Here is a 19,691-nt window from a genome sequence, read left to right as displayed (position 1 = left end):
CAGCGGGCCGATGACCGGCAGCGATGATCCGCCCCGCGCGATTTCCATCATCCGCGACACCCATCTCGCCTCACTCACAACCGCGATCCGGAGATGACGATGGACAGCAGCGCCCCCGCCGCCATGCTCTCGCCCCAGGACGTGGTGCGGACCGTGTTCGATCTGGTGGCGGCGGAGCGCTACGACGAGGTGGCGGCGTACGTGGACGCGGAGGACCTGGAGCGGCTGCGCCCCGACGCGGAAGCCGCCACGCGTGTGCCGGAGCTCATCCCCAAGACGGCGGATGACTGGATGCGGCACGATCCCGAACTGCCCCGCGCCGTGGCCGAGTACTACGTCCGCCGCGCCGGACCGGCCCGCGCGGCCTCGGCCCTGTCCCGCACCTTTGCGGGGGTGGACAGCGCGGAGGAGCTGCAGGCGCTGAGCACGGCGCAGCTGCTGGGCCGGTGGCTTCAGGCCGCCGATCCGCGCTGGATGCTGCGGCAGATGCTGGATGAAGACGCGCGCTCGTCGCCGGAGGCGGCGGACATTCCCGCGGTCCGGCGCGTGGTGGCGGGAGCCACGCTGGAGGAGGACGACACCGCCCACGTGGTGTTCCGCAGCGGCTTTGGCTCCGACCTGCTTCCCATGCTGGAGGTCGCCTCGCTTCGCCGCACCGCGGGGGGTTGGCGAATGCGGTTCGGCAAGCACAACTTTCTGGGAACCATGGCCTTCGGCATCAGCTTCGGCCCCGGCCCGGGCGAGGAGTAGCGGTTCAGCGCCGTCCGGCGCGGCCGCCGTTCAAAGACCAACGGGGAATCGGCTCTCTGCGGCGGCGTCCACTCGGGATCTGCAGGCTTGCAGGCGGTAGGCTCGCGCCCCACCATGAACGTTGGTGATCCGGATCTTGGTCCAACCCGCGATTCACCGTCCTCGGGACAGCAACTCTCCCCGCTGCACATTCAATAGGAGTATCACAATGGAAGACGCACGCCTTCATCATGCCCCGCAACGGCGTCCGAACCCCGTCGTTGCACTCGTGCTCGGCGTAGTTCTGGTGGTGCTGATCGTGTTCGGGATCGACTATCTCACGATCGGACGGCCTGCGGCGGAAGCACTCAATACAGATCCCAGAAACGCGGGCTTCAAATTCTCCGTGCATCGCGAGTACCGCGTCGTACCGGGAGTTCTCGTCATTGATCTTCAGAAAGCCACGGACGTGGCCCCGGTCGACCTCATGCGTGGTTTGTTCATTACCGCCGCGACGCTGCAGAAGCGCGGGGCGGCGTTCGACAATGTGGTTCTCTCCCGCCATGGCACTGAGGTTTTCACTCTCAGCGGTCCAGAGTTTACGAGTATCGGAAAGGCCTATGAAGCGGGGGAGAATCCCGTCTACCTCATCCGCACACTCCCGGAGAAGCTCAGGACGCCCGATGGGGAACCGGCTTTTGGATCCTGGACGGGAGGCTTGCTCGGCGTTGTCGGGCAACAGATGGGTGATGTGTCGACAGCAATGAACCGCTGGGCCGGATTGGCCGAGTAGGTGCCCATCATCGGTGAATCATCCACGTCGCGCGTCCGGCCCGCCAACCCTGGCGCGCCGTGCCGCATCCAAGGCTGAACGCAACCCGCGGGGCGGCTCCGGGTACGCAGGCGCCTGAATCCGCCGTCCGCTCTTTCCTGCATCGACACTCAGCGACCGCATGCATCGCACGATTCCCTTCTGCGCGCTGCTGGCGTCCGCGGCCCTGGCCGCGTGCGGCGGCGGCGCGGACGCGCGCGAAAGCCCGCGCGCCAGCGAACTCGCCGTTCTGCGCCAGACCCCCGCCGTCCTCGCGCCGGAAACCGGGCGGCTGGCGAGCGCCGTCCAGGACTCGCGCCGCACCGCCATCGTGGCCGCGGCGGAGCGCGTTTCGCCCGCCGTGGTGAGCGTGAACGTGGTGCGCCGCGAGCGCGTGGTGCCGCGAACCGTGTGGGAGGAGATGATGCTTCCCCCGGGCGCCGAGCGGCAGGAGGCGGGGCTGGGCTCCGGCTTCATCATCAGCCGCGAGGGGCTGGTGATCACCAACGAGCACGTGGTGCGCGCGGCCACCGAGGTCGTGGTCACCCTCCCCGACGGCCGCGAGTTCGACGCCGAGGTGGTGGGATCGGACGAGGTGAACGACCTGGCGCTCATCCGCATCCGCGGGGGCGCGGACCTTCCCGTGGCGCCGCTGGGCAACAGCGACGGATTGATGATCGGTGAATGGGTGATCGCCATCGGCAACCCGTTCGGATTCCTGCTCAGCAACCCGGAGCCCTCGGTGAGCGCCGGCGTGGTGAGCGCCATCGGCCGCAACATCGTGGGCGGCAGCGGGCAGCGCAGCCTGTCGCTGGACCTGATCCAGACCGACGCCTCCATCAACCCCGGCAACTCTGGCGGCGCGCTGGTGAACGCGCTGGGCGAGGTGGTGGGCGTCAATTCGTCCATCCTCAGCAGCAGCGGCGGCAGCGAGGGGCTGGGCTTCGCCATCCCCATCAACCGGGCGCGGCGGATTGCGCTGGACCTGGCGGATGATGGCAAGGCGCGCCGCGCGTGGATCGGCGCCGAGGTGGAGCCCGTGCGCGCCGAAGGTCCGCGGCGGCTGGCCGGCGTGCGCATCGCCAGCGTGGTTCCCGGCTCCCCCGCGGAGCGCGGCGGCCTGCGCGCGGGGATGACGGTCGCCACGGTAGGCGCCAAGCGCATCCGCACCACGCTGGACTGGCAGGCGGGGCAGCTGAACGCGGCGTACGGCGAGCCGCTGGCGATCCGCGTGGCGGAAAACGGGCGCGAGCGCACCCTCACCATCCGCCCGGGCGACCTGCCCTCGGCCAACGCGGCGCGCATTCAGGCGCTGCGCGATTTTCAGCTGGTGACGCTCACCCCCGCCATCCGCGGCGAGCGCGGGCTGCAGAGCGAGCAGGGCGCGCTCATCGTGGGCCTGTCGGACGCGGCGCGGCAGCTGGGGCTGCGCGAGGGCGACCTGATCCTGCAGATCAACCGCGAGCGCGTGGCCAGCGCCGAGGAAGCGGCGGCCCTGCTGCAGCAGCTGAGCGGGCGCGCCGTGGTGATGTACGTGGAGCGCGAGGGCCGCATCGCCGGCACGCAGTTCATGCTCGGCGGCTGATTGTCCTTCCCGGGCGGAATACGATGACGGGGCGCACAGTGGATGTGCGCCCCGCTTCTTTTCTGTTGATGTCGCGAAATGGAGCGTACAACACGCGCGTGACAACACGCATATCAGCAGTGACCGCAAGGGGATGCATCGAAAAGAAAATGCTTGACCTTGGAAAGCGGCGGATATAGTGTGCGTGGGACCGCGATCCGCGCCGCACCCCGCGGCGGGACCGCGCGCCTTCTCCATCCCCCCGTTCCGGAGTCAGACGATGCAGGCAAATCCCACGATCGTCCCCATCGAAGGCCTGGGCGAAGCGGCCGCGCAGGCGCAGGCGCTGGCCGTTCAGCAGCAGTCGCTGCTGGGCTCCATCGACCCGGGCACCACCTGCGGCATGTACCCGCCGGCGCCGACCTTCGAGCCGTGAGCACGGCCGTGGTGGACCGGCATGCCTCGCCGCCGCTGTGCCCCAGCGCGCCCGCCCGGCTGGACGGGGCGTTCGTGTTCGGGGTGGTGGGCGGCACGCCGGAGGAGCGGCGGGTGGGATACCTGAACGGTCGCGTGCCCGTGACCGACGAGGTGCTGGCCCTGGCCGGCCCCGTGAATCCCGCGGAGGTGTTCCGGTTCGCCGCGCCCTGCGCGGGAAGCGGGTGCTCGCACTTTGACGGCAGCGACTGCCGCCTGGTGACCAAGCTCGTACAGATGACGCCCATCGCGAGCAGGGCGCTGCCCGCGTGCCAGGTGCGTCCGGACTGCCGGTGGTGGAAGCAGGAAGGCAAGTCGGCGTGCATGCGCTGCCCGGCCATCGTCACCGAAACCGCCGGCCGCCCCGAGGCCGAGCGCATGGCCTGCGACCCCGCCGTCTGACATCCCGCCGCATTCGTGCTTTTCGTGGTGCCCGGGACCGCTGGCGGTTCCGGGCACCGTCGCGTCCGGGACCCCGCCGCGCCGGCGATTCTCATCCACGGACCCGGGCTTGCGCAGGGTGGGCAGAAACCCTGACCCGGAGCGGACGTGAGACTCAGGCTGGCGCACCTGTGGGAATCGCTGCGAGCCACCTACTGGTTCATCCCTTCGCTGATGGCGGTGGGCGCGGCCGCGCTGGCGCTGGGGCTGGTGCAGGCGGACCACATGCTTTCCGCGCGGCAGACGGCGGCGCTGGGCTGGGTGTTCAGCGGCGGGCCGGAGGGCGCGCGCTCGCTGCTGGCGATGGTGGCGGGTTCGGTGATGGGCACGGCCGGGGTGACGTTTTCCATCACCATCGCCGCGCTCACGCTGGCCAGCAGCCAGCTGGGCCCGCGGCTGCTGAGCGGCTTCATGCGCGACCGGGGCAACCAGTTCGTCCTGGGAACGTTCATCGCCACCTTCACCTACTGCCTGCTCGTGCTGCGCACCGTCCGCGGCGATGAGGAGGTGACTCGCTTTGTTCCGGCGCTGGCGGTTACCGGAGGGCTGGTGCTGGGACTGGCCAGCCTGGGCGTGCTCATCTACTTCATCCACCACGTGGCGGTCAGCATTCAGGCGCCCAACGTGGTGGCCTCGGTGGGGCGCGAACTGGCGCGCGAGGTGGAGCGGGAGTTCGCCATTCCCGACGGGTCCGAGCCCTCGCTGGACGCCACGCTGCCGGATGGCTTTGACGAGCGGGCGGACGCGGTGCCCAGCCCCGCCGACGGCTACGTGCAGGCGGTGGACGACCGGGGGCTGCTGCGGTTCGCCGAGCGGACGGGAACGCTGCTGGTGGCGGAAATGCGTCCGGGAAGCTTCGTGATCGAGGGCGGGCCGCTGGTGCGGGCCTGGCCGCCGGAGTCGCTGGACGACGAGGGGAGGCGGGCCCTGCGCGCCTGCTTTGTCATCGGCTCGCAGCGCACGGCGGAGCAGGACGTGGAATTCGCGGTGGACCAGCTGGTGGAAGTCGCGGTGCGCGCGCTATCGCCGGCCATCAACGATCCCTTTACCGCCATGGGCTCGCTGGACTGGCTGGGGGCCGCGCTCTGTCGCGCGGCGCGGGGGCGGACGCCGTACTCCTTTGTTCGCGGGGCGGATGGCGAGGTGCGCGTGGTGCAGCGCTGCCCCATCCGCTTCGTCGGCCTTGTTGACGCGGCGTTCAACCAGATCCGCCAGTTCGGGGCGCGGTCTCCGGCGGTGGTGCTGCGCATGCTGGAAACGATTCATGCGGTGCTCCGCTGCACGCGCGGCGATCCGGACGAGGTCGACGCGCTGGTGCGCCACGCGGAAATGGTTCACCGCGCCGGAATGGACGGCGCCGCGGAACCCCGCGACCGCGCCGACATCGAGGACCGCTACCGCGACGTGCTCTACGCCGCGCGCGACCTGCTGGCCCGCGTGACGGCGGGTGCGGCCGCGGATGGATGATGGTTCATATTGCCTGAACAGCGTGGGAGCACGATGACGGACAGGGGAACCGCGCTGGTCACCGGCGCGTCGGGCGGCATCGGGGCGGAGCTGGCGGAGTGCTTTGCCCGCGACGGGTGGGACGTCATCCTGGTCGCGCGCAGCCGCGAGGGGCTGGAGCGCGTGGGCGAATCGCTTTCCGCCCGATACGGCGTGCGGCACCATGTCGTTCCGGCGGACCTCGCCAATCCCGCGGCACCGCCCGCGCTGCTGAACGCCGTGCGGCAGATCGGCGTGCCCGTGGACGCGCTGGTGAACAACGCCGGCTTCGGCCTGGCGGGGACGTTCGTGGATGTCGGAGAAGGGGAGCCCACGGCGCTTCCGCGCGAGTTGGAGATGCTGCAGGTGAACATCGTGGCGCTCACGCATCTCACCAAGCTGTTTCTGCCCGGGATGGTGGAGCGGCGGCGCGGATACGTGATGAACGTCGCCTCCACCGCGGCGTTCCAGCCGGGGCCGCTGATGGCCGTGTACTACGCCAGCAAGGCGTACGTGCTCAGCTTTTCCGAGGCGCTGTCGGTGGAGATGGAGGGCACGGGCGTGTCGGTGACGGCGCTGTGCCCGGGCGCCACCCGCACCGAGTTCCAGGTGGCGGCGGGGATGGAGAACTCGCGCCTGTTCCGCGGCGCGCAGGTGATGACGGCCGGCGACGTGGCCCGGGCGGGCTACGCGGCGATGCGCGCGGGAAAGCCGCTCGTCATCACCGGCGCCGTGAACCGGGTGATGGCGTTCGGCACCCGCTTCATTCCGCGGCGGCTCGCGGCGCGCGTGGCCAGGCTGGCGCAGCAGGACGCTTGACCGCGGGCTCTCGTCTGGCGGCATGCGCGGTCAACTGCCCTCACGCGGAGGTCGCGGGGGTACGCGGAGGTACGCGGGGGAGTGTGGGGGCAATACGTCGGAGCCCGGCTGCTCTGCGCCCTCTGCTCATCCCCCGAATACCATTCTGAGGAGCGTGTTGAGAACTCTCGGTGCAGTCAACGGTGTGGCCGAAGCGTCCGCGTCGCCGCTCGCTCAGGAGGGCACAGGCGACTGTTCCCGGCGCAAGCGCATGTCATTCTCAGGGAAGCGTGCGCCGCCTTCTCCGCCGCGCCGAACTCTGTGCGATCGAAGGATCTACTCGCCGCCGAGCCAACGTCGCGTAACGCACGCCCGTTCTCGCGGGGAAAGCAGATCCTTCGTCGGCGCCAGGATTCGGCGCGGTGAAAAACGTGGCCGGCGCCTCCTCAGAATGACGCCTTGCGGCGTCAGCCGGCCGTTGGGCCGAATCTGAGCCAGAACAGACGGGGGTTTCTCAACACCTCTGTCCGGCGCGGCGCTCGGCGGATGACGGTCAGCGGGCCAGGTTGATGTTCACGTACTCCGGCTCGCCGGTGACGTCGCGATCCACGCAGTCGCGCAGCCAGTCGGGGAGAACGACCTCCGTGTCCTCCGACGGAAGCTCGATCTCCGCCAGATACAGCTCGCGGTCGCGGAACTGGTCGATCTCCCACGTGAAGTCGCCCTGCTGCACCCGGTAGCGGATCTTCTGCACCCGCCGGCCGCGCGTCAGGGACCACAGGCGGCGGAAGATGAGTTCCGTCGTCTCTTCCTCCAGTTCCATCCGGCTGATCCCCGACCCCATCTTGATCGTCCGGTAGAACCGCGACTTGCGGTCGCGCCGGACGCGGCGGACGCGCTCGTTCAGCCGCTCGCCGGGAACGTAGCCCTGCGCGATGTCGGTCTTGATGGCGCCTTCCGGAAGCACGGGCATGGTGTGCAGCAGGTACTTGCGCTCGATCTCGCGGTCGTCGCCGCCCGCGCGAAGGCGCGCCACCAGCGCTGCCACCTCGGTAAAGAACGGCTGCGCGTTCTCGCCCAGCCACTCCGATTCCACCTCGGCGTAGCGGGCGTGCACCTCGGCGTCCGCCACGCCGGCCAGCGCTTCAAGGCCCGGCCGCGCCTCGTCGTCATCATCATCCAGATCGCCCAGCGCGTCGGCGATAACCCCGGCGGCCACGTGGGCGTCGTGCATCTGGCCCAGCACCTCCTGCAGCGCCTTGATCCGCTTGACCAGCGCGGAGGCACCGGGCATCTCGCCGGAAAACGGCTCCACCAGGTAGCGCAGGCGCTTGGCGGCGATGCGGCCTTCGTGCGCCACCTCCTGCATCTCCACGCCGCGCACCTCGCCCAGCCGCTCGCGAAGCTGCGCCGCGTGCAGTTCCACCAGATCGGCCAGCACCAGGCTCATCCGCGGAAGTTCGCGCGGGTCATCGAGCGAGACGTGGCTGGTGTAGTGCTCCAGGCGATCCTGAAGCCGCCGCCGCTCGCGCGAAAAATCGTGCGCCACCTCTTCGCGCAGCGCGGTGCCGAGCCTGGCCTGCCGCTTCCGCAGGCGCCTGTCCAGCCACTCCGCGCCCGCCGTCCCGTCCTCGCCAATGCCTTCGCGGCGCGACTCCACCCATTCGATGAGGACTTCGCCGTCGCGGCTGTCGCCGGTGGCGTGGGCCAGCTTGCGCAGGCGGCGCCGGTCGCGCCCGCCGATGGACTCGTCCACGTGGTCGGCGTATGCACGCAGGGTGCTGCGCAGCCGGCGGATGGCGACGCGGAAGTCGTGCAGCGCCTCGGCATCGGCGGGGTCGTCCAGGCGGACGCGCGCGGCATCCGCCTCCTCCAGAAAGTGCAGGGCCAGCCAGCGCGCGGCGCGGGGCGCGGACAGGTCCAGCAGCGCGGCCGCGCCCTTCATTCCGCCTCGCCCAGCGTGCGGAGCATGCGCGGCGTAAGCGCCCACGAGAGCACCGCGTTGCCACCCGCCGGCGGATCGTCAAAGTCCAGCAGGACCGCGCCGCCCTTGCGGAATTCCACGAACGAGTCGTTGCGCCCCGTCAGCAGCCATCCGGCCAGAAAGCCCAGGTGCGGCTCATGGCCCACCACGGCGACGGTGGTGCCGGGCTTCTGCGAGCGCAGCCAGCCCAGCAGTTCATCCGGCCGCCGCTCCGGCGACAGTTCGGCGAGCGTGTCGATGCGCAGATCGCTGTATTCCGCCGCCACGATTTCCGCCGTCTGCGACGCGCGCACCAGCGGCGACGAGGCCAGCACGTCGATGCGCGGCACCACGGCCGCAAGGCCGCGCGCGGCGCGCTTCATCTTCTTTCGCCCGTCGTCCGTCAGCGGGCGCTGCGTGTCGGGCCTGCCCGTTCCCGCCCACTCGTCGCGCGTGCCCGCCACGCCATGCCGAATCACCAGCAGCTTCATTCCGTGCTCCTCCTCGTCATCCCCACCACCCGGCTCCTGTTACGCGCGCCGGCCTGATCGTTACACGGTATTGCAGGATTCGTCCCGAACGCGCGGCGGTGGACTTTCGGTGTGGATGGTGTGCATCACGGTGGCCCCCACCCGGGCCGGCACCACCGGCCCAACCTCCCCCAAAAAAGACTGGGGGAGGGTTGGGGCAGGGCAGAAAGTCCGGCAGACATCGCGAGAATCAGCGCGGGCGCGATTGTCTTGAGCGAATGAATCCGCCGCTCCAACAGCGGTAAGCCCCGACACATGGCCGCTGTCGCGTCCACGTTCGGGGCTTCAACCGCGTATCGGCAGACGGCCGGCATCCGCGCGACCCGCCAGCCGCGCCCGGGGAAAGCAGATCCTTCGTCGGCGCCAACGTGCGGCGGGGCGGAAGGAGCGGCCGGCGCCGCCTCAGGATGACGCCGGGGGGCGTGTCGTTCGGGATGGGGTATGCCGGAGAAGTGTTTATCCGCGGCGGGGCTGCGATCCGCGTCACCTCGACACGATGACGCGTACGACGAAGGGTCGGTGTCCGCACGATGGTGGCGTGCGGCGCGACGACATGGCGGTGGGGCAGTGCTGCCGATCGCGATCAGTCGTCCCAGGCGTCGTCGGCGGCGTCGAGAGTGACGTCGGCGGCGCCGTCCGGGCCGTAGGCGACGTGGACGGTCCACGGGCGGCAGCAGACCTGGCAGTCTTCCACGTACTCCTGGCGCGGCCCGCTCCCCGGATCCAGCGCGATCTCCATCTCCTCGCCGCAGTAGGGACAGGTGACCGCCGCGTCCATGTCCGCCGTGCCGTCGCCGAGGGGAAAGTCCGCGTCCAGCTCGGGATCGTCCTCGTCGGGCGGAATCTGAATGAAGATCATCGATCGGATCAAAGGTCAGAGAAACACATCGTCCGCACGCGCCAAGCTGCGCGACCCAGACCGAACCCGCCGCCGCAGTCCGCGCAGGCGGACTTCGTGTTGTTCCAGCGGCGGATTCATTCGCTCCTGGACGGGCGGACGCTCCGATGTTTGCCGGAACGCACGACTTCGGCTCCGCGGCCGCGTGGCTCCGCAGACCGCGCCCATGCGTCGGTCCCACTCCGCGCAAGCGGACTTCGCGCCGTTGTTGCCGCGACTTCCGTCGCCCCGGCGCGCCCACGGACGGTCCAATCCCCATCAACATAACCCGCTCGCCAAGCCCGCCGCGCTTGCCGGGGCGGCACCACGGTGGGTACAATCCGTGGGTCCGGGTTGATGTACGGCTCCGCGCCGCCCATCGCCCGGACCTCCGAAGCACGATCCCGATCCACCCCGCTGGAGGTGTTGATGACCGCATTCCGCCTTTCCCCCGTGTTCGCCACGCTGGCCCTCGCCGCCACGCTGGGCGCCTGCGGCCAGCAGCAGCCCGCGCCCGAACAGACCCCGGCCGCCGCTCCGGCCACCGCCCCCGCCGCGACGCCCGCGGCCGCCCCGGCCGGCGCCCCGCGCGCCGTGGCCAGCCCGCGCGACACAGCGCGCGCCTCGCTCGCCGGACACATGGTGATGGTGGACTACGGCCGTCCGTTCATGCGCGGCCGCGCCATCATGGGCGGGCTGGTTCCGTACGGGCAGGTGTGGCGCACGGGGGCCAACGCGGCCACCACGCTGGTGACCGCCCGCGACATCAGCATCAGCGGAACGCGCATCCCGGCCGGCACCTACACGCTGTACACCCTTCCGGGCGAGCGCGACTGGCAGCTGATCGTCAACCGCCAGACGGGGCAGTGGGGCACCGAGTACAAGCAGGAGCAGGACCTGGCCCGCATCCCCCTGCGCATGGAGCGCACGGCGGCGCCGGTGGAGCAGTTCACCATCCAGCTGCAGCCGTCCGGAACCGGGCTCAACCTGGTGATGGAATGGGAGAACACGCGCCTGGTGGCCCCCGTCCAGCCTGCCGCGTGACGGACCGCATGGAAACCGCATATCGCACCGCGCCCCACGCGGAGCCGTTCCGCCGCTTCGGCGAGTGGATGGAGCGCGTGGTGGCGGCACAGGTGAAGGAGCCGACCGCCATGTCGCTGGCGACGGCGGACGAGCGGGGCCGTCCGTCCAACCGCATGGTGCTGCTCAAGGGATTCGACGAGCGCGGCTTCGTCTTCTACACCAACCTGGAAAGCCGCAAGGGGCGGGAACTGGCGGCCAACCCGCACGCGGCGCTCTGCCTGTTCTGGCAGCCGCTGGAGCTGCAGGTGCGCATCGAGGGCGCGGTGGAGTCCGTCACCGCGGACGAGGCGGACGAGTACTACAACTCGCGCGCGCGGGGCAGCCGCATCGGTGCGTGGGCCAGCAGCCAGAGCCGCCCGCTGGCCTCGTACGACGAACTGATGCAGCGCGTGCACGACTACGAAGCGCGCTTCGCGGAAGGCGACATCCCGCGTCCGCCGCACTGGTCGGGGTTCCGGGTGGTTCCGGAGCGCATTGAGTTCTGGCAGGGCCGCGCCAGCCGCCTGCACGAGCGCGAGCGGTTCGAAAAAGACGCGTCGCAGCCGGACGTATGGCGCGTGCAGAACCTGTATCCGTGAGCGGTTCGCCGGCAGGGTTCGGGAGTAAAGGGCGCGCACTCACGCACTGACGCACCCAGCACTCACGCACCCAGCACTCACGCACTTCTGTTCCGGGCGTGTCCCCGCTGCGCGGGGTCGGGCTTCGCGCGCCGTAGGCAACGATACAGCTGTTGCCAACGGCGCCGAGCCCCCGGTTCGCGCCACGGTTGATCTCGTCGAGCGAAGTCGAGGCACGCGCGAACCGGGTTCTCGGCCCTCCGGGCGCGAATCCCTCACGCGTGGCGCCACCCTCGCTCGCGTCCGCCCGCCCCGCATGACAACAAGAAGCGGCCCCGCGCATCCGCGCGGGGCCGCTTCTCATCGTCCGCAAACCGTGGTGTTACTCGCCCAGCACCGTCGTGCCGATGGTGCGGATGACTTCGCGGGCGCGGGCCACGGCGGCGCGGGTGCGGGCCAGCAGCGCCGCCTCGGACTCCGGGAGCGCCGCGATCACGTCGGCCGCCGCGCTGTTCCCGCCCGTGCCCTCCGCCGGCGCGGAACGCGTGCGTGCCGCGGCGGATTCCGTGCGCGCCTCCTCGGGAACCGCGGGGCGCACGATGGTTTCCCCGCGATCCGCGGCGGAGGATGCGGCCAGCGAGGTCAGGTTGGCTGCATGGCTCGCGTTGGCGGCGTCGGACGCGCGCGTTTCGCTGGGCGAAGGACTGTCGCGGGGCGTAACCTTGCCCGAGTGCGCGGCCTGCCGCAGCCAGTTGGCCATTTCCTGGTCCGGCGCATCCTCCCACCCATGAGGAATGGGCCGCAGGCGCAGCCGTCCCCCGGTGCTTTCAAACGTCAGCCATCCGCCGGCAAAGGGCGCGCGGACGTTGGCCGTATCGCCCGGCCGCGTCTCCCACACCTGCCAGAAGACGCCATCGTCGTCCGTGAATTCCCGGTACGCCATCCGTAGCTGCCGATCTGCCTGTTGCGCGATGATGAACGGCCGCGGACGCGGCCGCCAGTATGTCCTGCAAGGATCGCTTCTTCTCCGGGATCCGGAAAGGCCCCGGCGGCTACTCGTCCGCCACGCCGCAGCTTCCCTCGGCGTAGACGGGCCCCTCGCCGGGTCCGGCCACGCGAAACCAGCGGCGCGGCCCCTGGTCGTTCACCAGAAAGCAGACGCATGACGGCAAGGGAAGCGGCGCGCGAAAGTGGATGTGCATCCGCCGCAGCGCCGCCGCGTCGCCGTGCAGGCAGTGCTCGATGAGCGTGTGCGCCGCCCGCGCCGCCGTGGCGTACCCGTGCAGGATGGGCGCGCGGAACCCGAACGGCCGCGCCGTGACGCCCCACAGGTGGATGGGATTGTAATCGCCCGAGACACGCGCGTACCGCCGCCCCGCGCCGCCCGGCAGATCCCAGCGCACCAGTTCCACCCATCCCGATTCCGGCACGTCCGGCACCGGCGGGGCAGGGCGCGGCGCCTCGGCGGGAAGGCCGTGCGCGTCGCTGCGCACTTGGAACACGGAGGTGGACTGCGAGCACAACTGCCCCGCGCCCAGCCAGTTGCGGGCGAGCACCGTCAATCGCAGCCCGCGCCGCACCCGCTCCACGCGCTCCAGTTCCACGCGGCACTTCACCACGTCTCCCGCCAGCAGGGGCCGCGCGCACACCAGGTCTGTGGACACGTGCACAAAGGCGCCCAGCGGAAGCGGCCGCTCCAGCCCCGCGAACATCTCCAGAGACAGCGCCGTCTCCCACGTGGCGGCAAAGAAGGGGGGCGCCGCCGGGCGCGCGCTGCCGAACGCCTCAATCCCGTCGCCCGCGGTGGCCCGGGCATACGCCTGCACGCGGCGCGGGTCGATGGCGATATTCGAGCGTTCCAGCGCCACCTTGCGGCGCGGCGTGGCAAAGTCCGGCGAGGCCGCGGTCCCGCGCGCCTGAATGCCGCGCGCCATCATGCGCACCATGGAGCGCAGGGGCGAGGGCGCCTTGCCGTCCGGACCGCGTTCGGCGTTCATGCGCGCAGCAGCTGCACGGCGACGCGGCGGTCGCGCGGGCCGTCGAACTCGGCCAGGTACACGCCCTGCCACGTCCCCAGCACCGGCCTTCCGCCGCTGACGATGACGGAAAGCGAGGGGCCGAAGAAGCTGGTCTTGAGGTGGCTGTCGCTGTTGCCCTCGGCGTGCCGGTAGAACGGCTCGTCTTTGGGAATCAGCCGGTCCAGCTTGGCGAGAACGTCGTGCACCACGTCGGGGTCGGCGTTCTCGTTGATGGTGAGGCCGGCCGTGGTGTGCAGGCTCTGCAGCACCGCCACGCCCTCGTCCACGCCGGAGCGGGCGATAAGGGCGCGCAGCGGCTCAGTGATTTCCACCAGGTCGCCGCGGCGGTGGGTGCGGACGCGGATTTCTTGCATGGCGGCCGGTTCTTTCGTTTCCCGACGTTCGCGGGCGCGGAGCAACTCTGGAAAGATGCCCGTCCGCCGCGGCCGGGCGCAACACCGCAGTTCTACACCGTTTCACGCGGAGGACGCGGGGGGTGGCGGGGGAACGCGGGGAAACGAAAGGGAAGGGCATCACGCAGAGTCACCAGAGTTAGCAGCAAGAGATCGGGGAATGACGGAAATCCTCCAATCCTGTCCGTTCTTTTCAACTCTGTAGCTGCTTTTTCGCAGTTCCCCCGCGTTCCTCCGCTCCCCCCGCGTCCCCCGCGTGAAACGGTGTAGAACTCTGCCCCGCGCCTCAGTTCAGGGACGGGTCGCCGGTGGGCGTGGCTTCCACGATCAGCGGCGCCTCGCGCACCTCGTTCTCGATGCGCACGATGAACCGGTACACGCCCGGCGCGGGAAACTGGATTCCCACCAGGTTGAACAGCTGGTTGAACGTCGTGAACTCGCCCGCGGGCACGACGGGCGCGCCGATCTCGCCGTTCGCCTCAAAGATCACCGTGCCGTCCGGCGCCTCCATGGTGATTCCGACGGGGAACGTACGCCCTCCATCCGCCGCGTCGGCCTGCACGCGGAACGCAAAAATCAGCTTGGGATGCACAACCGGGAACGCCGCCGCGGCGATCCGGTCAAAGATCCCCAGCACGTTCAGCTTGCCTTCCTGCGAGACGTTGGCTTCGTCCGCCAGGATCGCCATCGGAATCTTCACGAAAATACTCTCTGGTTCAGCGGGCTTCGGGCGCCGGACAGGTGTCCAGCCCCTTTCGCACCCACATGGATATTACGCGTGCCTGCTCGGGAAGCGAGTCGGCGGGGAGCCGCGCGGCCCGCCACTGCGACGTCGCGGCCGTGTCCAGCCCGAAGCTGATGCCCGGCGCGGAGGGCGTCCACACGGCGACCTTGCCTTCGCCCACGCCCGCGCACAGCTGGCCGTAGCGCGCCCGCAGGTCCGCCAGGGTGGCGCCCACCTGCACCCCCGCGCCCGTGCGAAGCCCCGCCGTGTCCACCACGATCCGGTCGATGACTCCGCCCGCCAGGACGAGCGTCACCGGGTTGCCGGCCAGCGCCACGGCCAGCCCGCGCTCCGTCATCCCCTCCGCGCCGCGCCACGAGGTGTCGCGCGCTTCCGGGCAGAGGGTGCGCACGTCCGCGGGCTTCATCCCCAGCCGCACCGGGCCGATGCCGTAGCGGGAGACGGCCACGTCGCGAATCCCTCCGCATCCGCCGCTCACCACGGCGGAGCCGGCGCGGATGCGGATAGTGTCGGCCCGGGCGATGATCTCTCTGCCATCCGCCCCCACCAGCCGCGCTCCGATGGCGAAGCGGCTCACCGAGTCCGCGGCGGAGGCGGGGCGGCCGCGCGGGGCCGGCGGCGTGCGGACGGCCTGCGCAAACTCCGCGCTCTGCCCCGGCGCCAGCGTCCCCACGGTGAATCGGACCGTCGTGTCGCCCGTGGCGGCGCGCGCGGCGGGCTGAAAGCCGCGGCTGGCGGCAAACGCTTCGGCGGCCTCGGCGGCGGAGTCGCGCAGCTGCACCCCGGCGCCGATGGACAGGGCGAGCGTGGCGCCGGAAAGCGGCTGCAGCGTTCCGTTCACCACGGTGACGCGCAGCGTGTCGTCCTCGTTCCACGCCCAGTCGGTGGCCACGTACAGCCGCAGTTCCACCTCGCGCGGCACCGTGCCCAGGTCGTCCGCCGGCGGTGCCTGCGCCTGTTCCACGGCGCGGTCGCGGCACGCCGCGGCGGCCAGCGCCACCGCCGAAACCCGCAGCGCGCGCCGCAGCGCCGCCCTCACCCGCATCATCCCCATCATCATCCGTCCGTTCCGGGTCCGCATTCCCGCGCGTCGCGGCGGGGGGGAGAACATGGGGCGCGGCCGGGCCGTGCGCGAGTCCCGCTTTTGCGTGGCGGCGCGCATCCCTATGTTGTGCACCCGCGCCGGGGCCGCCCGCGCGCGCCACCCGGGTTGAGGGAACCGATGCCGGAGCAGGACAACCCCACGCTGAACGTCGCGCAGCGCACGCGCACCAGCACCGAAGACGAGCGGCTGCTGCAGTCGCCCACCGAATCGCCCAGCACGGACGACTTTACGCGCTCCGACCCGTGGCGCGTGTTCCGCATCATGGGCGAGTTCGTGGAAGGCTTCGACAACCTGGCGCGCATCGGCCCGGCCGTCACCATCTTCGGCTCCGCGCGCACGCCGCCGGACCATCCGGAATACGCCGCCGCGCGTCACACGGCGCGGCTGCTGGGCGAACAGGGGTTCGCCATCATCACGGGCGGCGGGCCGGGCGTCATGCAGGCGGCCAACCAGGGCGCGCGCGAGGCCGGCGCGCTCTCCATCGGCTGCAACATCGAGCTTCCGTTCGAGCAGGGGATCAACCCCTACGTGGACGTCGCCATCAACTTCCGGTACTTCTTCGTCCGCAAGACGATGTTCGTGAAGTACGCGGAAGCGTTCATCATCTTTCCCGGCGGATTCGGGACGATGGATGAGCTGTTCGAGGCGCTCACGCTCATCCAGACCGGCAAGGTGCGCGACTTCCCGGTCATCCTCGTAGGCCGGGCGTACTGGGCGGGGCTGGTGGACTGGATCCGCGACACGCTGCTGACCGAGGGCAAGATTTCGCCGGACGACGTGGACCTGCTGATGGTGACGGATTCGCCGGAAGAGGCGGTTGCGGCCATCGAAAAGTGCTACCTGTCCAACTGCTCCGCCGCCGGCCGTCCCGACCACCGCGCCGCCAAGCCGCGCCGCGGACCCGCGCCCATTGCCGAAGCGAAGACGGATGGCGCCGGACCGCCTCCCGCTTCCCCCGCGAACACCGCGGCGGACCCGGAGAAGCACGACGCACAGTAGGGGAAGTGCGTGAGTGCTGGGTGCGTGAGTGCGTGAGTGCGAGGGATTCGGGCTACGGGCTGCCGAGGGATGCGCGGAGGGCGGCGAGCATGCGGGCGATCTCGCGGCAGTGCGCGTGGAGCGATTCCGCGTCGGCGGCGGTGAGGTAGCCCAGGTCGGACGCCAGGTACACCTGGCTCTGCACCTCAAAGACGGAGCCCCGGGCGATCGCGATAAAGTTGCGCATCTCGGCACGGCTGTAGCGTCCGAATCCTTCGGCGATGTTGGACATCACCGAAACCGATGCGCGGCGGATCTGGTCGCGCAGTCCGAAGTCGCGGGCGAACGGCCCCGCCGTCGTGGAGCGGTACACCATGACGCACAGCTCGCGGGACCGCCGCCACACGACGAGGTCCTCGAAAGAGCGCACAGGCATTGGCAGTCTTCCGGTTGCAGGATGAACGGTGATCGGCTGACCGCGCCACAGTGGCGGCCGGTCGCACTCACGCACTAACGCACCCCGCACTCACGCACTTCCCTTCCTATGTCTCAGAAGAGCAAATTCCTCAGTGGCAAGCGGATCGATCCGCGGCCGATCAAGCCCGGGCTGACCGTCACCGACCTGGTGGACGGGACCTTTCAGGCGTACAACGCCGCGCGGCTGCGGGAAGGCTGCCACCTGCTCACCCGCAAGATGCTGGATGACGATGTCACCGTCGGCCTTACCATGACCGGCGCGCTCACCCCCGCCGGCCTGGGGATGAGCTCCGTCATTCCGCTCATCGAAGCCGGGTTCGTGGACTGGATCATCAGCACCGGCGCCAACCTGTACCACGACACGCACTTCGGCATCGGGCTGGACCTGCGGCAGGGGAACGCGCAGATCTCCGACACCATCCTGCGCGAAGAGGAAGTCGTCCGCATCTACGACATCTTCTTCGACTACTCGGTGCTGCTGGACACGGACGCGTTCTTTCGAAAGATCATCGCCGCGGAGGAGTTCCAGAAGCCGATGTCCACGGCGGAGTTCCACTACCTGTGCGGCAAGTACGTGGCGGCGCGCGAGGCGGAGCTGGGCATCGGCCGCAAGTCGCTGCTGGCCGCGGCGTACGAGCACGCGGTGCCCATCTACACCTCGTCCCCCGGCGACTCGTCCATCGGAATGAACGTGGCCGCCAAGGCGCTGCAGGGAAACAAGCTGATGTTCGACGTCAACGCCGATGTCAACGAGACCGCGGCCATCGTCCTCGAGGCCAAGCGTAGCGGCGGCAAGAGCGCCATCTGGATCCTGGGCGGCGGCAGCCCCAAGAACTTCGCGCTGCAGACGGAGCCGCAGATTCAGGAGGTGATGGGGATCGACGAGCGCGGGCACGACTACTTTCTGCAGATCACCGACGCCCGGCCGGACACCGGCGGCCTGAGCGGCGCCACCCCGGCGGAGGCCGTCAGCTGGGGCAAGATCGATCCGGACCGGCTGCCGGACGCGGTGGTCTGCTACCTGGACAGCACCGTCGCCCTGCCGATCCTGACGGCGTACGCCATGGACAACCACGCCCCGCGCACCCCCAAGCGCCTGTACGACCGGCGCGAGGCGATGATGGACCGCATCCGCGCGGAATACGACAAGAGCGAGCGCAACGAGGCCTCGCAGGACACCGCCCGCGAGCACGCCGTGCACGAAGGCGGCATGCTGGACCGCGATCGCTGATCCGCGCCCCGCGCGATGCACGGAACCCCTGGTCCGCCGCGGCGGATCAGGGGTTCCGCTTTCACGGCGGATGGCGATTGACGGAGCTGGCGGTTTGGGAGAGATTCCAAACCGTTGTTCCCCTTCGATGGGCCGCTTCCGGCGGCGATCCTTCTCTGCTCCCCCCGTTCGCGTTTTCCATGAAGCACCGCATTTTCGCCGCGATCGGCCTCGCGCTGTCGTTCGCCGCCCCGCTCGCCGCGCAGGAGGCGTTTCGCCCCGATCTGCCGCGCAACGCCGACGTCAACGACTGGCAGGCGTACTACGACTACGGCGTGCAGGCCATGCGGCTGGCGCCGGAGCGCTCCGCGGACGCCTTCTACTGGGCGGCCCGGCTGGACCCGTCGCGCGCGGAGCCGCTCTTCGGGCAGTGGGCCGCGTTCTACGCCCGCAGCCCGCAGACGTTTGAAGAAAAGATGCAGGGCATTCCGGAGGTCTGGAATCGCCCGGACGTGATCGCGGCGGATTCGCTGGCCATCCGCGCGGAGTTCCGCAACCCGTTCGTGCACCGCGGGCTGGAAGTGCTGGTGTGGGACAAGGTGCCGGGCTTCTGGAACGCCACGCGCGAGAACATCGCGTGGGCGGCGTACAATGAGAACAACCTGGTCGTCGCGCTCCGCCACTTCAACCGGCTGGTCGCCGGGGCCGGGCCGCGCGACGTGCGCCGCCTGCGCTACTGGCGTGCGCTCACCTACGTGAGCGCCGGGCAGTTCGACAGCGCGCTGGTGGACATGAACTTTCTGCTGGCCAGCGCCCGCTCTGACGAGCAGCGCTACCTGATGCGCGGGGCGGACAGCAAGGAGCTGCTGGAGTACAGCATCGGCATGCTGGAGCTGGCCCGCGGCAACGTGGACGCGGCCAAGGAAGCCATGCTGCGCGCCATGGTGGAGAACGCCGGCTTCTACGCGGCCCACGCGGAGCTCGGCCGCATCGCCATGGCGCAGGGCAACGCCGAGGAGGCGGTGAGCGAGTACAGCCAGGCCGTGGAGCTGAATGGCACGGACGGCCTGATCCGCCACCAGTACGCGCAGGCGCTTTCCGCCGCCGGCCGCCACGACGACGCGGTGCTGGAGTATCGCCGCGCGCAGCAGCTGGAGCCGTACTACGCCGACATCGACCTGCACCTGGCCGTGGCGCTGGAAAGGGCGGGGAAGACGCCGGAGGCGCTGGTTTCCTACCGCCGCTTCGTGCAGCGTGCACCGCGCCGCAGCGCCGAGCAGATCACCCGCGTGCAGGCCCGCATCCGCACCGTGGAAGCCGCCGCCGGCGGGCAGTAGGCAGGCGCGGCCGGGCCGATAATCCGAAGACAAAGGAACCGCACCGGGAGCCTGCTCCGGTGCGGTTCTTTTTTCGTTCGATGGATCTCCGGC

Annotated in this window: 21 protein-coding genes; 12 read left to right on the top strand and 9 right to left on the bottom strand. The window is 70.2% G+C overall.

Translation table 11 applies throughout. The features are described from left to right. The first annotated feature begins 99 nt into the window (after positions 1-99). The 7 genes from HNQ61_RS12720 (at position 100) to HNQ61_RS12690 (ending at position 6,323) form a co-directional block, all read left to right on the top strand. On the top strand, positions 100-750 hold the full coding sequence (locus HNQ61_RS12720; protein WP_170033438.1) for a hypothetical protein: 651 nt from the start codon (positions 100-102) through the stop codon (positions 748-750). 208 nt (positions 751-958) lie between these two features. After that, positions 959-1,522: a hypothetical protein gene (locus HNQ61_RS12715; RefSeq protein ID WP_170033436.1), complete on the top strand. Its 564-nt coding sequence runs from the start codon at positions 959-961 to the stop codon at positions 1,520-1,522. 160 nt (positions 1,523-1,682) lie between these two features. Next, positions 1,683-3,125, top strand: coding sequence for a S1C family serine protease (locus tag HNQ61_RS12710; protein ID WP_170033434.1), 1,443 nt, complete (start codon positions 1,683-1,685; stop codon positions 3,123-3,125). Between the two features lie 259 nt (positions 3,126-3,384). Continuing rightward, positions 3,385-3,540, top strand: a complete 156-nt coding sequence (locus HNQ61_RS12705; RefSeq protein ID WP_170033432.1) for a hypothetical protein — start codon at positions 3,385-3,387, stop codon at positions 3,538-3,540. After that, complete coding sequence (locus HNQ61_RS12700) at positions 3,537-3,980, top strand: hypothetical protein (RefSeq protein WP_205761337.1); 444 nt, start codon at positions 3,537-3,539, stop codon at positions 3,978-3,980. Before HNQ61_RS12705 ends, HNQ61_RS12700 begins: the two co-directional genes overlap by 4 nt. Positions 3,981-4,127: 147 nt before the next feature. After that, the gene (locus HNQ61_RS12695) at positions 4,128-5,486 is read left to right on the top strand and encodes a DUF2254 family protein (RefSeq protein ID WP_170033430.1); all 1,359 of its coding nucleotides are present in this window, start codon (positions 4,128-4,130) and stop codon (positions 5,484-5,486) included. Positions 5,487-5,519: 33 nt separating this feature from the next. Next, on the top strand, positions 5,520-6,323 hold the full coding sequence (locus tag HNQ61_RS12690; protein ID WP_170033428.1) for an SDR family NAD(P)-dependent oxidoreductase: 804 nt from the start codon (positions 5,520-5,522) through the stop codon (positions 6,321-6,323). A gap of 532 nt (positions 6,324-6,855) precedes the next feature. Here the strand turns inward: HNQ61_RS12690 and HNQ61_RS12685 are convergent. The 3 genes from HNQ61_RS12685 to HNQ61_RS12675 all read right to left on the bottom strand — a co-directional run bounded on the left by HNQ61_RS12685 (position 6,856) and on the right by HNQ61_RS12675 (position 9,654). Beyond that, positions 6,856-8,247, bottom strand: a complete 1,392-nt coding sequence (locus HNQ61_RS12685) for a CHAD domain-containing protein (RefSeq protein WP_170033426.1) — start codon at positions 8,245-8,247, stop codon at positions 6,856-6,858. After that, positions 8,244-8,756, bottom strand: a complete 513-nt coding sequence (sixA, locus tag HNQ61_RS12680) for a phosphohistidine phosphatase SixA (RefSeq protein ID WP_170033424.1) — start codon at positions 8,754-8,756, stop codon at positions 8,244-8,246. Before sixA ends, HNQ61_RS12685 begins: the two co-directional genes overlap by 4 nt. Positions 8,757-9,378: 622 nt before the next feature. Further along, on the bottom strand, positions 9,379-9,654 hold the full coding sequence (locus HNQ61_RS12675) for a CPXCG motif-containing cysteine-rich protein (RefSeq protein ID WP_221239685.1): 276 nt from the start codon (positions 9,652-9,654) through the stop codon (positions 9,379-9,381). A gap of 447 nt (positions 9,655-10,101) precedes the next feature. On the opposite strand from HNQ61_RS12675, the gene HNQ61_RS12670 reads away from it, so the two are divergent. Continuing rightward, complete coding sequence (locus tag HNQ61_RS12670) at positions 10,102-10,716, top strand: DUF2911 domain-containing protein (protein ID WP_183685657.1); 615 nt, start codon at positions 10,102-10,104, stop codon at positions 10,714-10,716. A gap of 8 nt (positions 10,717-10,724) precedes the next feature. Next, positions 10,725-11,336, top strand: coding sequence for a pyridoxamine 5'-phosphate oxidase (gene pdxH / locus HNQ61_RS12665; protein WP_205761335.1), 612 nt, complete (start codon positions 10,725-10,727; stop codon positions 11,334-11,336). A gap of 361 nt (positions 11,337-11,697) precedes the next feature. On the opposite strand, the gene HNQ61_RS12660 is transcribed toward pdxH, so the two are convergent. The 5 genes from HNQ61_RS12660 to HNQ61_RS12640 form a co-directional block, all read right to left on the bottom strand. Further along, complete coding sequence (locus tag HNQ61_RS12660; RefSeq protein WP_170033418.1) at positions 11,698-12,258, bottom strand: flagellar biosynthesis protein FlhF; 561 nt, start codon at positions 12,256-12,258, stop codon at positions 11,698-11,700. Between the two features lie 109 nt (positions 12,259-12,367). Next, entirely contained in the window at positions 12,368-13,312 is a 945-nt protein-coding gene (locus tag HNQ61_RS12655) for a MaoC/PaaZ C-terminal domain-containing protein (RefSeq protein WP_183685659.1), read from the bottom strand. Then, positions 13,309-13,707 (bottom strand): secondary thiamine-phosphate synthase enzyme YjbQ, encoded by a 399-nt coding sequence (locus HNQ61_RS12650; RefSeq protein WP_170033416.1) that lies wholly within the window; start codon positions 13,705-13,707, stop codon positions 13,309-13,311. Before HNQ61_RS12650 ends, HNQ61_RS12655 begins: the two co-directional genes overlap by 4 nt. Before the next feature lie 325 nt (positions 13,708-14,032). After that, the gene (locus HNQ61_RS12645; protein ID WP_170033414.1) at positions 14,033-14,446 is read right to left on the bottom strand and encodes a DUF6941 family protein; all 414 of its coding nucleotides are present in this window, start codon (positions 14,444-14,446) and stop codon (positions 14,033-14,035) included. Between the two features lie 16 nt (positions 14,447-14,462). Continuing rightward, positions 14,463-15,572, bottom strand: coding sequence for a hypothetical protein (locus HNQ61_RS12640; protein WP_184430735.1), 1,110 nt, complete (start codon positions 15,570-15,572; stop codon positions 14,463-14,465). A gap of 141 nt (positions 15,573-15,713) precedes the next feature. Here HNQ61_RS12640 and HNQ61_RS12635 point away from each other — a divergent pair, with 141 nt between their 5' ends. Then, on the top strand, positions 15,714-16,595 hold the full coding sequence (locus tag HNQ61_RS12635) for an LOG family protein (RefSeq protein WP_170033410.1): 882 nt from the start codon (positions 15,714-15,716) through the stop codon (positions 16,593-16,595). Positions 16,596-16,647: 52 nt separating this feature from the next. On the opposite strand, the gene HNQ61_RS12630 is transcribed toward HNQ61_RS12635, so the two are convergent. Continuing rightward, the gene (locus HNQ61_RS12630) at positions 16,648-17,010 is read right to left on the bottom strand and encodes a four helix bundle protein (RefSeq protein WP_170033407.1); all 363 of its coding nucleotides are present in this window, start codon (positions 17,008-17,010) and stop codon (positions 16,648-16,650) included. A gap of 108 nt (positions 17,011-17,118) precedes the next feature. Between HNQ61_RS12630 and HNQ61_RS12625 the strand changes: the two genes are divergently transcribed. Continuing rightward, a complete protein-coding gene (locus tag HNQ61_RS12625) occupies positions 17,119-18,282 on the top strand; it encodes a homospermidine biosynthesis protein (protein ID WP_170033405.1) in 1,164 nt (387 codons plus the stop codon). Positions 18,283-18,461: 179 nt separating this feature from the next. Further along, on the top strand, positions 18,462-19,598 hold the full coding sequence (locus HNQ61_RS12620) for a tetratricopeptide repeat protein (protein WP_170033403.1): 1,137 nt from the start codon (positions 18,462-18,464) through the stop codon (positions 19,596-19,598). The last annotated feature ends 93 nt before the right edge of the window (positions 19,599-19,691 follow it).

This window comes from Longimicrobium terrae (assembly GCF_014202995.1).
Lineage (GTDB): Bacteria > Gemmatimonadota > Gemmatimonadetes > Longimicrobiales > Longimicrobiaceae > Longimicrobium > Longimicrobium terrae.
This window is presented reverse-complemented; position numbering and strand designations above follow the sequence as displayed.